This window comes from Vibrio sp. 9-16B-A1, assembly GCF_056726165.1.
The window spans coordinates 66,867-81,639 of record NZ_JBSDZD010000009.1 but is presented as its reverse complement, the minus strand read 5'-3'; the positions used below and the strand labels follow the sequence as shown (position 1 = coordinate 81,639).

Here is a 14,773-nt window from a genome sequence, read left to right as displayed (position 1 = left end):
CAATAGTCCCAATTACCCTTTTTGGAGCTCTTCATGAAGCCGATAAAAAAACTTGCCCAGTACTATGTTGATCTGCTGGTCAAGCTCGGTATTGTTCGCTTTTCCATTCTGTTGGCCCTGGCGCTGGTGGCGCTGGCGGTGTTTGTTCAGGTCGGGATCACCCTTGCCCTGAAAGGGAGGGTGGATGATATTGATATTGTCCGCTCGGCGTTTTTTGGTCTGTTGATCACCCCATGGGCGGTGTATTTCCTGTCGGTGGTGGTGGACCAGCTTGAAGAGTCCCGCCAGCGTTTGTCCAAGCTGGTTTCAAAGCTTAAGGATATGCGCTCCCGCGATCAGGAGCTGAACTATCAGTTGCAGAAAAATATCGCCCAGCTCAACCAGGAGATTGAAGAGCGCCAGCGGGCGGAAGAGGCGCGCGAAGAGGTGCTGAGCGATCTGGAAAACGAGGTCTACCAGCGCGAGCGTGCTCAGGTAGAGCTGGCAGAGCGGACTGCGCTGTTGCGTTCGTTTATCGATGCGTCGCCGGACCTGATTTACTACCGTAACGCCATCGGCGAGTTTTCCGGCTGTAACCGGGCGATGGAACGGCTGACCGGCAGGCACGAGCATGAGCTGGTCGGCCTGACTCCATGGGATGTCTACAGCAAAGAAGTGGCACGCAAGATCGTCGAAACCGACCGTCAGGTGATCGACGGTAATCACTCACTGACTTACGAGCAGTGGCTGGATTACCCGGACGGCAGAAAAGCCTGTTTTGAACTGCGTAAAGTGCCGTTTTACAGCAAAGAGGGCAAGCACCTCGGGCTTGTGGGCTTTGGCCGGGATATTACCGAGCGCAAGAAGTATCAGGATGCGCTGGAAAAAGCCAGCCAGGACAAAACCACTTTTATCTCTACCATCAGTCATGAACTGCGTACCCCGCTCAACGGTATTGTCGGCCTGAGCCGGATGCTGCTCGACAGCAAGCTGACCAAAGAGCAGCGCCAGTACCTGCAGACCATCAACGTCAGTGCGGTGAGTCTGGGGAACATCTTCAATGACATCATCGACATGGACAAGTTTGACCGCCGTAAACTGGAGCTTCTGCCCAGGCCTCTTGATTTCAATGAATTTGTGGCGGAAATCGACAGTTTGGCGAGCCTGATGGCCGAGCAGAAAGGGCTGCGCTTTGACCTGGAGCGAATGACGGATTTGCCGGCCGGAATCGAAGTGGATGCCACCCGCCTGCGTCAGGTGCTCTGGAACCTGATCAGCAACGCGATGAAGTTCACCAAAGAGGGTGGCGTGGTGATGAGCGTCAGCGCTCACTGTGAAGCAGGCATGGCAGAAATTGCGATTGAAGTGGAAGACAGCGGCATCGGTATTCCGGAGGCGGAGCTGGATAAAATCTTCGCCATGTATTACCAGGTCAAATCGGGCAAAGACAATCTGCACGCGGTCGGCACCGGTATTGGCCTTGCGGTATCCCGCCAGCTGATCAATATGATGGGGGGCGATATCAGTGTGACCAGTGAAGAGGGATTTGGCAGTACCTTTATCGTGACCATCCGGGTACCGCTGGTGGGGCTGGAAGAAGAGAAGTCCTCTGCGACAGATAATCAGGCTCCGCTGCGTATTTTTATGGTTGAGGATATAGAGCTCAACGTGACCGTGGCGCGATCCCTGCTGGAAAGCTTGGGTCACAGTGTCGAGGTGGCAATGACCGGTCAGGAGGCCATTGATAAGTTCAGCCCGGATGACTATGACCTGGCGCTGCTTGATATTCAGCTGCCGGATATGACCGGATTTGACGTGGCGAAAGCGTTCCGCGAACGCTACACCTCACTGCCGCCGCTGGTGGCCCTGACGGCTAACACGCTCAAGGACAGGGAAGAGTATCTGCGTGGCGGTATGGATGGTGCCATCAGTAAGCCACTGTCGGTTAAAGGTGTGAAAACCGCTCTGTCCCTGACTGGTGGCAGTGAGCAGCCGATGGAGCCACAGGCAGCATCGGAAGAAGAACTGCATGATAAACAGGTAAATCTGGTGAACAAAGCGCTCGATTTGGATATGCTGGAGTCCTATGTGGATATTGTGGGATCCGGACCGGTCTTTAAGAGCATCACCATGTTTGAAGAGGCGATGCCGGGTTATCTGGAAGTGCTCGATACTAATATGGTCGCGCGGGACCAGGATGGGATCGTTTCTGAGGCGCACAAGATAAAAGGTGCGGCGGGCTCGATTGGCCTGAAGCATATTCAGGGGATTGCCCAGAAAGCGCAAAGCCCCGGCCATCCGGCCTGGTGGGAGAACATCGATGACTGGGTGGAAGAGATCCGTGACGGTTATCTTCATGATATTCAGGTTTTAAAACAGTGGTTGAACAACTATCAGGGAGACTCACAATGAGATCTGCGATTTTGCTTTGTGCCGCCGTGCTGGCGGGATGTGCGGCTCAGCCGGATACGGCTCCGTCTCCGTGGGGAGCGGACAAACAGGCCAGTGTGGCGGGGACAGATCTGCAGTTAAACAGCAATATCTGGATTAACATGATGCCGTCTGCGACTGAAGAGACTGACTATGCGGTGAACGGCGCTCTCTATATTACGACCGATGAAGCGTTGCCGGCGGATCTGTCCGTTGCTCAGGTGATGGTTCGTCAGGGCGAGAACAGTGTTCTGCTGGGAGAAGCGGATTTCGAGCTGCGTACTCATACCGAGCAGCAGTGGGAAGTGGCTTTCTCTGCCGGAATGCGCCTTGATACAGATAACCAGGTGGATGTTGCCGTCGCGGTAGAGTATCAGGGAAAACAGACCTGGCTGGTCGAGCGCAACCTTGACGTGGATGTCGCTTACTGAGTGGCTTCGGACGAAAAAAACCTGCCGGATGGCAGGTTTTTTTGTATCAGCTGTGTGGGGATCAGTCTTCCAGATCACCACAGAAGCGGTAGCCTTCACCGTGAATGGTCGCGATGATTTCCGGAGTGTCCGCCACTGATTCGAAGTGCTTACGGATACGACGGATGGTTACGTCTACGGTACGGTCATGCGGCTTCAGCTCGCGGCCGGTCATTTTCTTCAGCAGATCCGCACGGGTCTGAATCTTGCCTGGGTTCTCACAGAAGTGCAGCAGGGCACGGAACTCAGAACGTGGCAGCTTGTAGCTTTCACCTGAAGGGCTTACCAGTGAGCGGCTGTTGATGTCCAGCTCCCAGCCGTTGAATTTGTATTTTTCAACGCTGCGTTTTTCTTCCTGTACGGTACCGGCACTCATTGAGCGGTTCAGCAGGTTGCGTGCACGGATAGTCAGTTCACGAGGGTTGAATGGCTTGGTGATGTAGTCATCTGCACCGATTTCAAGGCCCAGAATTTTGTCGACTTCGTTATCACGGCCAGTCAGGAACATCAGGGCTACGTTTGCCTGCTCGCGCAGTTCACGAGCCAGCAGCAGGCCGTTTTTGCCTGGCAGGTTGATGTCCATGATCACCAGATTAACAGCGTGCTGTTCAAGCAGCTGATGCATTTCATCACCGTCACTGGCTTCAAATACTGCGTATCCTTCTGCTTCGAAAATGCTCTTAAGCGTATTACGTGTTACTTGTTCATCTTCGACGATGAGGATTTGTGGGGTTTGCATTGGCGGTACCTAAATTGTAACTAAACTGTTCTAAATAAATTGATTTTAGGCAAAAAAAATAACACAGGGGAAAGTGTTAAATGATAATAGTCGATATGTATCAAAAAAACACTCCCGATAAATGGTACGCCGTCCGTGGGAGCCCGGAACAAGTCTGGCTCATTCTCCTTAAGGGGTAGATGTTCTTTTCTGCCATTAATTGTTAGCAATTCTATAATGTTAACAGCTTGCTAACAACGGTTGAGTTGTAATTACCTGCACTTTGTTGATTTATATCAATAGATGAAAACTTACCAGAATGGATAGTAATTCGGCACCCGGAGAAAGAGTTTATGCGATCAGTATCAGGTGATCTTTGGCAGGCTTATCAGGCAACCGTTTTCTTCTTGTCTCAGCCGGTAATGTACAGACATTTTGCCATTATTACCGCATGGAATCCCAGAAGCATAAAGGCATCTGACGAGAGTAATCACCAACAAAACCAGACCCTGATCGCAGAGTTCGGTGGGGCGAATTACGTCACATTGTTGGCAGGTGATGAAAAAAAAAGCTGGATCGAAGAGAGCTTTGCTGTAGAAATATCACTACAAAATGCCCTCAGACTTGGGCGAAAGTTTGAACAAAACGCCATCTACTATGTCGAAAATAACGACTTGTGGTTGGTGTCTTGTGAGGGAGAAAGGTTGAATTTGGGCCTTTTTGACCACAAATTGCGATAAGGAATAGAACGCGAAGGATTCACTTTAGTTATTGCTCTTCGGAGCAAAGGAAAACTTTCCAAGGAGGAAAAATGCAAGACTTACTGCCCGAACTGTGTGATCAGTTTCCCGACCAGGTAACCCTGTTGGATCTGCCGCTGCAAAACTTCGGAGAGCGAGCGGCGTTTTGGGGTGAAATAGTCACCGTACGGTGTTTCCACGACAACTCAATGGTTCGTGAAGCACTGAGTGCAAACGGCAAAGGAAAAGTGCTGTTTGTGGATGGAAACGGATCAACACAGAAAGCCCTGCTCGGGGATCAGCTGGCGATTCTCGCGATTGAAAATGAGTGGGAAGGCGTGATCGTTTGGGGGGCCGTCAGAGATGTTTCTGCCATGGCTGAAATGGATCTGGGGGTGAAAGCCATCAGCGCCTGTCCATTCAAAACGGAAAAACGCGGAATAGGGGAGATCAATGTTGGTCTGACTATTCAGGGACAGATGATCCAGCCAGGCGATTACATTTACGCCGACTGGAACGGAATGCTGGTATCCAAGGAGTTACTGCAGGCGGTGGCTTGATCAGAAGCTGAAGCCTAATCCCACTTCAATCCCCTGCTGCCACTCTTCAACATCGAGGGTGGCATGCAGGTTCAGACTCTCGGTCAGCTTAACCCGGCTGGTCACTTCAGCAGAAAGCTGCTTCTCATCACCGGCGCCAGCGGGTTTATCACGCAGCTGTGCACGCACTCCACTGTTAAGGGTGATTTTGTCACTGAACTGGTAGCTTACCCCGCTGAGGAAGCCGCGGGACTGCTCATGGGTATCGTTGCTGAAGCTGGCACCGACGTAAACATCCAGCGGGCCAAACACGTTATAGGCATAACCACTGTCGATGTTCCAGACATCAAACGCGTCACTGCTCTCAGAAGAGCTGCTGTAACTGGAAACAAACCATTTATGTGGCGTGGCTTTTTCGTTCTGCGTTGTCAGCAGATCGAGCGGGTTTGCGGAGCAAAACAGAGGCAGCACAAGAAGGCCGCTGAGAATCCATTTTGTCATCATCGCCTCCTTGCATAATTGAACCTGTTTACTGAATATAGCGGAAGTTCCCTTCGCGAACGATCTTTTTATGCGTGACCCGGTTAAAATGCGATCTTTCTCACTAATCGCAGATCCTTTGGCGGATCTTTGGCTGACTGGTCCGGGCAGATCCCAGGCCGGATAAGGCGTGACAGATCCTCTGACGTTTTCCGGCAGATAATCTGCCGCTCCGGAAAAAACCAAAGAAAACACATTTTTCTGTTGACTCGCTATACGAAAGCCGGTAAACGTAAATATAAGCAAACACAAACAGCAGCAGACAGAAGTAACAGTTAAAATGCTAAATATCGTTACCACCATGACCACAACCACCATTATTACCGACATTACATACGTTGGGGCGGGCTGGTAAGCGAAAGAATTACAAAGAAAAGGCCTGTATCCCACAAGATACAGGCCTTTTTTTATGCCGATTTAAAAATACACCGGAGGAAGGGATGCGAGTATTAAAGTTTGGAGGCTCATCACTGGCTGATGCGGACCGCTTCTTAAGAGCGGCGGACATCATCGCCAATAATGCGAGGCAGGATGAGATTTCCGTGGTGCTGTCAGCACCGGGTAAGACCACCAATAAACTGGTTTCGGTCATTGAAGGGGCACTGCGCAACGGCGAGGCCGAGTTGCAGATCTGCGAACTGGAACAGTACCTTCAGGGGCTGTTTGATGAAGTTGAGCAGAGGTTGCCGGGCCTGGATGGCAGTGGCTTTGCCAGCGTGCTGCGCAGCTCACTCTCTCAGTTGCGTCAGTTTGTTCACGGCATTTCGCTGCTTGGGATGTGTCCGGACAACGTGAATGCCCGCATTATCAGTAAAGGGGAAAGGATCTCTATCCAGCTGATGAAAGCGGTACTGGAAGCCAAAGGTCAGCCGGCAGATCTTATCGACCCGGTACATTACCTGGTGGCAAGCGGCAGTCCGCTGGAAGCTATGGTAGATGTGGAAGTCTCCACCAAAAAATTCCAGTCCGAGCCACTGGCTGAAGGTCATGTACACATCATGCCTGGCTTTACCGCCGGTAACGCTCAGGGTGAGCTGGTCACACTTGGCCGTAACGGCTCTGATTATTCAGCCGCGATTCTGGCCGCGTGTCTTCGTGCCGAGTGCTGTGAGATCTGGACCGATGTGGATGGTGTTTATAACTGTGACCCACGGCTGGTCGACGATGCGCGCCTGCTGAAATCCCTCAGCTATCAGGAAGCGATGGAACTGTCCTACTTCGGGGCATCCGTTCTGCACCCGAAAACCATCGCACCTATCGCCCGCTTCCACATTCCGTGTCTGATCAAAAACAGCTTTAACCCTCAGGGACAGGGCACGCTGATCGGCCAGGATACAGGTGAAGACAAGCTGGCGATCAAAGGGATCACTACCCTTAACCGTCTGACCATGGTCAATGTCTCCGGACCAGGCATGAAAGGCATGGTGGGCATGGCGAGCCGCGTATTTGGCGCCATGTCTTCAGCCGGCGTTTCTATCGTACTGATCACTCAGTCTTCTTCGGAATACAGCATCAGTTTCTGTATCGAGTCTGCGGATAAAGCACAGGCTCAGAAAGCGCTGCGTGACGCATTCGAACTGGAACTGAAAGACGGCCTGCTGGAGCCGGTCGACTTTATCGATGACGTGGCGATCGTGACCCTGGTGGGTGACGGTATGCGTACTTCCCGTGGCGTGGCATCCCGCTTCTTCTCTTCCCTGGCGGAAGTGAACGTCAACATTGTGGCGATTGCCCAGGGCTCTTCTGAGCGGGCGATCTCAGCGGTGATCCCGGAAGACAAGATCTCGGAAGCGGTGAAAGCCTGTCATGAAAACCTGTTTAACTCCAAGCACTTCCTTGATGTGTTTGTGGTTGGTGTTGGTGGTGTTGGCGGTGAACTGGTGGATCAGATCGAGCGTCAGCAGGCCAAACTGGCAGAGAAAGGTATCGTGCTGCGCGTTTGTGGTCTCGCTAACAGTAAGGGCATGCTGCTCGACAGTCAGGGCCTGCCGCTTGAGCACTGGCGTGACCGGATGAACAATGCGACTCAGGAGTTCAGCCTGCCGCAGCTTATCGCACTGGTGCAGCGTAACCATATCATTAACCCTGTGCTGGTGGACTGTACGTCGAGCGATGCAATTGCTGCTCAGTACGCGGACTTCCTTGGTGCCGGTTTCCACGTCGTTACCCCGAACAAGAAAGCCAACACCGCCAGCATGGCCTACTACCATCAGTTGCGCAGTGTGGCGCGTTCGTCCCGCCGTAAGCTGATGTATGAGACCACCGTTGGCGCGGGTCTGCCGGTTATCGAAAACCTGCAAAACCTGATTGCTGCCGGTGATGAGCTGGATCGCTTCAGCGGTATTCTGTCTGGTTCCCTCTCTTATATCTTCGGTAAGCTTGATGAAGGTATGACCCTGAGTGAAGCGACCGGTGTGGCCGGCGATAACGGTTTTACCGAGCCGGATCCGCGTGATGATCTGTCAGGTATGGATGTGGCGCGTAAGCTGCTGATCCTGGCGCGTGAAGCGGGCTTTGAACTGGAGCTCGATGATGTGGAAGTTGAGCCGGCTCTGCCGCCGGGCTTCGATCAGTCCGGCAGCGTAGAAGAGTTTCTTGCCCGTCTGCCGGAAGCGGATCAGTACTTCCGCGAGCAGTCTGCCAAAGCGGCAGAGCAGGGCCAGGTGCTGCGCTACGTGGGTGAGATCAAAGAGGGCCGTTGCCGGGTGAGTATCCAGGCGGTGGACGAAAATGACCCTATGTTCAAAATTAAAGATGGCGAGAACGCGCTGGCCTTCTACAGCCGTTACTACCAGCCGATCCCGCTGGTGTTGCGCGGCTACGGTGCGGGCAGCGAAGTGACCGCAGCCGGTGTGTTCGCTGATGTGATGCGTACCCTTGGCTGGAAATTGGGAGTATAACCATGAGTGTTGTTGTTTACGCTCCGGCCTCTATTGGCAATGTCAGCGTAGGATTTGATGTACTGGGGGCCGCGGTGTCCCCGGTGGATGGCACCCTGCTGGGTGACCGGGTAAAAGTGGCAGCCGGTGAACAGCCATTTTCACTCTCCACTGCGGGCAGCTTTGTGGATAAGCTGCCGGCGGATCCGAAACAGAATATTGTTTACCGCTGCTGGCAGGTTTATGGCCGCGAGCTGGATCGCAAAGGCGCAGAGCTTAAGCCGGTGCACATGACGCTTGAAAAGAACATGCCGATTGGCTCCGGGCTGGGCTCCAGCGCCTGTTCTATCGTCGCGGCGCTGGATGCACTGAATCAGTTTCACGACACCCCGCTGGACCAGACCGAACTGCTGGCCCTGATGGGTGAGATGGAAGGCGAGATCTCCGGTGGTATTCACTACGATAACGTTGCGCCGTGTTACCTTGGCGGTGTGCAGCTGATGCTTGAAGAGCTGGGCCATATCAGCCAGGAAGTGCCGTGCTTTGATGAGTGGTACTGGGTCATGGCGTATCCGGGCATCAAGGTTTCAACCGCTGAAGCGCGTGAGATCCTGCCATCGCAATACCGCCGTCAGGATATTATTGCCCACGGCCGTCACCTGGCGGGCTTTATCCACGCCTGTCACTCCGGCCAGCCGGAGCTGGCGGCGAAGATGATCAAAGACGTGATCGCTGAGCCGTATCGTGAGAAACTGCTGCCTGGTTTTGCCAATGCGCGTGAATACGCGGCGTCTGCCGGCGCGCTGGCGACCGGCATCTCCGGAAGCGGACCAACGCTGTTCAGTATCTGCAAACAGAAAGATGTGGCAGAGCGCGTGGCAGCGTGGCTGGAGCAAAACTACATTCAGAATGAAGAAGGATTTGTCCACGTTTGTCGTCTCGACAAGCAGGGGTCAAAAGTAACAGGAAGTGAGCTATGAAGCTGTACAACATAAAAGAACATGATCAACAGGTCTCCTTTGGCCAGGCCGTGCGCCAGGGGCTCGGCCGCAATCAGGGGCTGTTTTTCCCGTCAGAACTGCCGGTGCTGGAAGATATCGACCAACTGCTGGAGCAGGATTTTATTACCCGCAGCACCAAAGTGCTGTCTGCCCTGATCGGCGATGAGCTGCCACAGTCCAAAGTGGCTGAAATGGTAGAGAGCGCGTTTCAGTTCCCGGCTCCGGTTGAGAAAGTAAAAGAGGGCGTTTATGCGCTCGAACTTTTCCATGGTCCGACGCTGGCGTTCAAAGATTTTGGCGGCCGCTTTATGGCTCAGTCACTGGCGGCGGTATCAGACGGTGGTAAGATCACTATCCTGACCGCAACTTCCGGTGATACCGGTGCGGCGGTTGCCCATGCTTTCTATGGCATGGAAGACATTAACGTGGTGATCCTGTACCCGAAAGGCAAGATCAGCCCGCTGCAGGAGAAGCTGTTCTGTACCCTGGGTAACAATATTCATACCGTGGCGATTGAAGGCGACTTCGATGACTGTCAGGCGCTGGTGAAGCAGGCGTTTGACGACGCTGAGCTGCGTGAAGAGATTGGCCTGAACTCAGCGAACTCGATCAACATCAGTCGTCTGATGGCGCAGATCTGTTACTACTTTGAAGCTGCGGCGCAGCTGAGCAAAGAACAGCGTGAGAACCTGGTGGTCTCCGTACCGAGCGGTAACTTCGGTAACCTGACCGCCGGCCTGCTGGCTAAAGCGCTGGGCCTGCCGATCAAACGCTTTATCGCTGCGACCAATGTCAACGATACGGTGCCTCGTTACCTGGAAACCGGTCAGTGGGAACCAAAACCAACCATCGCCACCACCTCTAACGCCATGGACGTCAGTCAGCCAAACAACTGGCCGCGTATTGAAGAGCTGTGTCAGCGCAAAGGCTGGGGTCTGGATACCCTGGGCAAAGGTGCGGTGACCGATGAGCAGAGCAGTGAGTCGGTAAAACAGCTGCATGAGCTGGGTTACCTGTGTGAACCACACGGTGCGATCGCTTACCGGGTGCTTGAAGAGCAGCTGGAGCCGGGTGAAACCGGTCTGTTCCTGTGTACCGCTCACCCGGCCAAGTTCAAGGAAGTGGTGGATGAGATCCTTGGCAGTGATATTGAGCTGCCGGGCCCGCTGGCCAAACATGCGCAGATGGAGCTGTTGTCTCAGGATCTGCAGGCTGATTTTGACCAGCTGAAGCAGGTGCTGCGCGGGGCGCAGAAGTAACATGCTATGCAGAAAGAGCGGCTCAGGCCGCTCTTTTTATACCTGTAAACAGCAGACATAAAAAAACGGCGCTCACTGAGCGCCGTTTTTGAATGCGTTATCTCTTACAGAGATTCAGTAAAGGTACGTGCGATTACGTCACGCTGCTGCTCTGGAGTCAGAGAGTTGAAACGTACAGCGTAGCCAGATACACGGATAGTCAGCTGTGGGTAGTTTTCCGGGTGCGCTACTGCGTCTTCCAGAGTTTCACGCTTAAGAACGTTAACGTTCAGGTGCTGACCGCCTTCGATACGTGGTGCAGTTTCGATAGCCACTTCACGGCTCTCGTACTCACCCAGCTCAGATGCAGCGATAACCTGGTCAGCTTCGTAGCCTGAAGTTGCAGCAACACAGCGAGCTTCGTTCTTCTCGGTGTCCAGCAGCCAGATTGAGTTCAGCAGGTCGTCGTTTGCAGCTTTAGTGATTTGAATACCTTGGATCATGACTTTTCTCCTGGGCCACTTATGAGTGGCATTATATTAATGGTGTAATTTTTAGAATTTTTGTTGAGTCGCGTATTATATAGCGTATGCCCACTATATTAATATTGATTTGGGTCAAATTACAACTAAAAACCGCATTTATTTTGCGGTGAATATTTTGCGTTAAATCAATAAACCGTTAAAAAACAGCTCTGCATCAGATTTTTTGATACCATAAAAAATAGTTGAAAGGGCGTTTTGTCGTAAAGTTACTACAAAAATCCGGGCAAGATTGGGCCTGGTTCGCTTAAGTCTTTGGCGGCAGGGTGTCCGCTGAAAGTGATTACATAATCAAGTTACAGGAAAAGTATGAAACTTATTGGAGCACACGTCTCTGCCGCTGGCGGGGTGGATCTGGCGCCGCTGCGGGCGAAAGCGATCGGCGCAACCGCGTTTGCGCTGTTTACCAAAAATCAGCGTCAGTGGCAGGCCAAACCGCTGACCGCAGACACCATTGCGGCGTTTAAGCGCAACTGCCGTGAAGCCGGTTACAGCAGCGACGCGGTTTTGCCGCATGACTCTTATCTGATCAATCTCGGCGCACCGGAGCAGGAGAAGCTGGAGAAATCCCGCGCCGCTTTTATTGATGAGATGGAGCGCTGCCATCAGCTTGGGCTGACCCTGCTTAACTTTCACCCGGGCAGCCATCTTGGCAAGCTGAGTGAAGAGGCGTGTCTGGCGCGGATCGCAGAATCGATCAACCTGGCTCATCAGCAGGTGCCGGATGTGGTCGCCGTAATAGAAAACACTGCCGGTCAGGGTACTAACCTCGGCTGGCGCTTTGAACATCTGGCGGCCATCATCGAACAGGTCGAAGACAAAAGCAGGGTCGGCGTCTGCCTGGATACCTGTCATACTTTTGCCGCCGGTTATGATCTGAGTACGGCACAGGCGTGCCAGGAGACCTTTGCAGAGTTTGACCGCGTGGTCGGGATGCACTATTTAAGGGCAATGCATATTAATGATTCAAAAGCAGAATTGTCATCCCGGGTGGACCGTCACCACTCGCTGGGTAAGGGGCATATCGGCTGGGTGTGCTTTGAGTATATTGCTGCAGACCCGCGTTTTGATGGTATCCCTTTGATTCTGGAGACAATTGATTCCGAAATCTGGCCTGAGGAAATTGCTGCCCTGAAAGAGATGGCAGAAAAAAACACTGAGATTGCAGCGGGTTAACAGCCTGCTTTTCAGGTTGGCACTGATCTTTCATTACTCCGGATAAGGCCCGGCACACAGCCGGGATGCACAGGAGGCAGTTATGGTCAGTAAAGTTTTTTCCGTGCGGGTACCCGCCCCGGTTCCTAACCGTCATATCCAGGGTCGTGGTCACTGGAGAACCCCGCAGCAAAAAGGCCGCTGAAAGGCAGTGAGCCCGGACAAAACGGGCCTGTTTTTTTAAGGCAGGCTCTGCGTCCGGGTCAAAACCCGGTTACAATGTCAGGCTTGTGCCCTAACCCGAAATGGAGCAAGTATGACGACTTCCCTTACCTGGCAGGATATCCTCGGCCAGGAAAAACAGCAGGCCTATTTTCAGAACACCCTGGCGTTTGTTGAAGCTGAGCGCCTGAGTGGCAAGGTGATCTACCCGCCTGCCGGTGATGTGTTCAGTGCATTTGACCTGACCCCCTTTGAAGATGTCAAAGTCGTTATCCTGGGCCAGGACCCATACCACGGCCCGGATCAGGCGCACGGCCTGTGCTTTTCTGTGCTGCCAGGCGTGAAGACTCCCCCGTCTCTGGTCAACATGTATAAAGAGCTGGAACAGGACATTCCCGGTTTTACCCGGCCTGACCACGGTTACCTGAAAAGCTGGGCGGAGCAGGGCGTGCTGATGCTCAATACGGTACTGACCGTCGAGCAGGGCAAAGCACATTCTCACGCCAAATGTGGCTGGGAAACGTTCACTGACCGGATCATCGAAGCGCTTAATCAGCATCACGATAACCTTATCTTCCTTTTATGGGGGGCACACGCCCAGAAAAAAGGCAGGATGATCGACCGTGAGCGTCATCATGTGCTGGCTGCGCCGCACCCTTCACCGCTCTCTGCCCGTCGCGGTTTCTTTGGCTGTGGACATTTCTCTGAAACCAATCAGATTCTTACCGGTATGGGTGAGATGGCGATTGACTGGCAACCGGTCATAAAATAGACGTTTTGCAAACCGCATCAAGGTGCGCAGCTTATTTCCTGGTTACACTATATGCATAGCGCTGCGCGCTTAACGTGTTGACATTTATCTGTTTACCCGCGCTAAGCGTGTCTCAGGGACAGTAACAGAAGGAAGAAGCAATGATGCTAGAACGAATACGTCGTGAACATGGCTATATGGCCCGGCTGCTGGCCATCCTCAGGAAGAAACTCAATACATTGCGCAATGAGCAGCCGGTCAATTACTCCCTGCTTAAAGAGATCGTTGACTACCTGTGTAATCACTCTGAAAAGACGCATCATCCCAAAGAAGACATCATTTACCTCTACTATATAGAGAACTATAAAGATTCGGCCCGGGTGGAAGATCTGGAGCTGGAGCACAAAGAGCTGTCACAGATGACCCACGAGTTCCTGGATATGGTGGATATGATCCTTCAGGACGCCGTTGTGCCTCAGGATCTGTTTATCGAACGGCTGGAAGAGTTCATTGAGCGCCAGAAGCGTCACCTTGAGATGGAAGAGCGGGAAGTGCTGCCGTTGATCGATAAAGCGTTTGGTCTTGAGGACTGGAAAGCCGTTGAAGCGAAATGGCATGAAGAAGAAGAGGACCCGGTGTTCGGGGACACTATTGCAGACCGTTACCGCCAGCTGGCCGAACGGGTCAAGCAGGTGGAATCAGAGCAGTACTGAGTCCGGCGCACTGATGCGTCGCAGAATGAAAACAGGCGCCCGGAGGCGCCTGTTTGCTATAAATCTATATCGTCTAAGCTGTAATCGTTGCAGATGTCCATTTCCATCAGTTCACGCTGCAGACGCTGGCGGTCTTTAATCGCCTCGATTTCACGCCACTTGCGTTTCACCGGTTTGCTTCGGGTACTGCGGCCCGTTGGCGTATCCATTTCATAGATATCGTCTGACTGAAAGCCTTCCATAAGCGACCTCACTTTATTATTGCTGTTGCGGGACTCCGTGTGAGCCTTTTAAGTAACACAGGTGGCCTGAGCATATCTTTGACGTGTTTCTCATTTGTTTCGCGCAGATGAAGCTTTTGTGGAAACTACCGTGGCATTCACACTTTTTACTGGGTGATTTCGTTCAAAAAAGCATCAATTGAAAAATTTTTTTTCACTCAGCCAGTCAGGCTGAATTGTTAAATCCGTGTCAGGAAAGGTCCCCCCGGGGGGCATGTTAATAATTTGGGACACCCGATTAAGTGAACACTGTTCAGTTAATAAAAGCAGAACTGGCTCTTTTTATCAGGCCCCAGAATTGGCAATGCTTCGCGGCAAATAAAACCGGAACCGGGTTCACAAACAGCATTTTCCCGGATTGTGTTAATAAATGTTGGTGTTTTGTTTTGTTGTTTGGCATTTACTTTTGTTATGCCTGTTAACAGAAGGTGCTAATGTGGTGAAATCCGCAAGGGATATTTTATCGATTGCATATTGCTTTTTGGCCGCGTCATCTGCATTATCCCGGCGGTCAAAACAACCATCAACGCCGTCACGGCGTGAAATTGCAAACAACAACATCCTCTGACACCGGG

Annotated in this window: 15 protein-coding genes and 1 other annotated feature; of the genes, 10 read left to right on the top strand and 5 right to left on the bottom strand. The window is 52.5% G+C overall.

The annotated features are described in order from the left end of the window. Nucleotides 1-33 precede the first annotated feature (33 nt). Nucleotides 34-2,391 (top strand): aerobic respiration two-component sensor histidine kinase ArcB, encoded by a 2,358-nt coding sequence (gene arcB, locus ACVB80_RS15215; protein ID WP_481082145.1) that lies wholly within the window; start codon nt 34-36, stop codon nt 2,389-2,391. Next, entirely contained in the window at nt 2,388-2,840 is a 453-nt protein-coding gene (locus ACVB80_RS15210) for a hypothetical protein (protein WP_481082144.1), read from the top strand. The genes arcB and ACVB80_RS15210 overlap by 4 nt, the downstream gene beginning before the upstream one ends. 61 nt (nt 2,841-2,901) lie before the next feature. Here ACVB80_RS15210 and arcA read toward each other — a convergent pair whose 3' ends face one another. Next, on the bottom strand, nt 2,902-3,618 hold the full coding sequence (gene arcA, locus ACVB80_RS15205; RefSeq protein WP_481082143.1) for a two-component system response regulator ArcA: 717 nt from the start codon (nt 3,616-3,618) through the stop codon (nt 2,902-2,904). 332 nt (nt 3,619-3,950) lie between these two features. On the opposite strand from arcA, the gene ACVB80_RS15200 reads away from it, so the two are divergent. Further along, nucleotides 3,951-4,337, top strand: coding sequence for a DUF3293 domain-containing protein (locus ACVB80_RS15200; protein WP_481082142.1), 387 nt, complete (start codon nt 3,951-3,953; stop codon nt 4,335-4,337). 71 nt (nt 4,338-4,408) lie between these two features. Further along, nucleotides 4,409-4,897, top strand: a complete 489-nt coding sequence (locus tag ACVB80_RS15195) for a putative 4-hydroxy-4-methyl-2-oxoglutarate aldolase (RefSeq protein WP_481082141.1) — start codon at nt 4,409-4,411, stop codon at nt 4,895-4,897. Here the strand turns inward: ACVB80_RS15195 and ACVB80_RS15190 are convergent, their stop codons facing one another. Next, nucleotides 4,898-5,377, bottom strand: a complete 480-nt coding sequence (locus ACVB80_RS15190) for a ribonuclease regulator (protein WP_481082140.1) — start codon at nt 5,375-5,377, stop codon at nt 4,898-4,900. Nucleotides 5,378-5,703: 326 nt separating this feature from the next. Beyond that, nucleotides 5,704-5,826, top strand: a sequence feature (Thr leader region). Between the two features lie 30 nt (nt 5,827-5,856). Between ACVB80_RS15190 and thrA the strand changes: the two genes are divergently transcribed. From thrA to thrC, 3 genes are read left to right on the top strand one after another with little or no spacing between them, the layout of a single operon-like run. After that, a complete protein-coding gene (gene thrA, locus ACVB80_RS15185) occupies nt 5,857-8,316 on the top strand; it encodes a bifunctional aspartate kinase/homoserine dehydrogenase I (RefSeq protein ID WP_481082139.1) in 2,460 nt (819 codons plus the stop codon). A gap of 2 nt (nt 8,317-8,318) precedes the next feature. Then, on the top strand, nt 8,319-9,275 hold the full coding sequence (gene thrB / locus ACVB80_RS15180) for a homoserine kinase (RefSeq protein WP_481082138.1): 957 nt from the start codon (nt 8,319-8,321) through the stop codon (nt 9,273-9,275). Continuing rightward, entirely contained in the window at nt 9,272-10,555 is a 1,284-nt protein-coding gene (gene thrC / locus ACVB80_RS15175) for a threonine synthase (protein ID WP_481082137.1), read from the top strand. Before thrB ends, thrC begins: the two co-directional genes overlap by 4 nt. A 104-nt stretch (nt 10,556-10,659) precedes the next feature. Here thrC and grcA read toward each other — a convergent pair whose 3' ends face one another. After that, entirely contained in the window at nt 10,660-11,037 is a 378-nt protein-coding gene (grcA, locus tag ACVB80_RS15170) for an autonomous glycyl radical cofactor GrcA (RefSeq protein WP_481082136.1), read from the bottom strand. Nucleotides 11,038-11,385: 348 nt separating this feature from the next. On the opposite strand from grcA, the gene nfo reads away from it, so the two are divergent. The 3 genes from nfo (at nt 11,386) to ACVB80_RS15155 (ending at nt 13,917) form a co-directional block, all read left to right on the top strand. Continuing rightward, nucleotides 11,386-12,252, top strand: a complete 867-nt coding sequence (gene nfo, locus ACVB80_RS15165) for a deoxyribonuclease IV (RefSeq protein ID WP_481082135.1) — start codon at nt 11,386-11,388, stop codon at nt 12,250-12,252. Nucleotides 12,253-12,547: 295 nt separating this feature from the next. Then, nucleotides 12,548-13,225, top strand: coding sequence for a uracil-DNA glycosylase (gene ung / locus ACVB80_RS15160; protein WP_481082134.1), 678 nt, complete (start codon nt 12,548-12,550; stop codon nt 13,223-13,225). A gap of 140 nt (nt 13,226-13,365) precedes the next feature. After that, nucleotides 13,366-13,917 carry a hemerythrin domain-containing protein gene (locus ACVB80_RS15155; RefSeq protein ID WP_481082133.1) on the top strand — a complete coding sequence of 184 codons (552 nt, stop codon included), beginning with the start codon at nt 13,366-13,368 and terminating at the stop codon, nt 13,915-13,917. 56 nt (nt 13,918-13,973) lie between these two features. On the opposite strand, the gene ACVB80_RS15150 is transcribed toward ACVB80_RS15155, so the two are convergent. Together ACVB80_RS15150 and ACVB80_RS15145 are read right to left on the bottom strand one after the other, a co-directional pair. Continuing rightward, nucleotides 13,974-14,159 carry a DUF3545 family protein gene (locus tag ACVB80_RS15150; protein ID WP_481082132.1) on the bottom strand — a complete coding sequence of 62 codons (186 nt, stop codon included), beginning with the start codon at nt 14,157-14,159 and terminating at the stop codon, nt 13,974-13,976. A 402-nt stretch (nt 14,160-14,561) separates the two neighbouring features. After that, nucleotides 14,562-14,759, bottom strand: coding sequence for a hypothetical protein (locus ACVB80_RS15145; protein WP_481082131.1), 198 nt, complete (start codon nt 14,757-14,759; stop codon nt 14,562-14,564). Between the last annotated feature and the right edge of the window lie 14 nt (nt 14,760-14,773).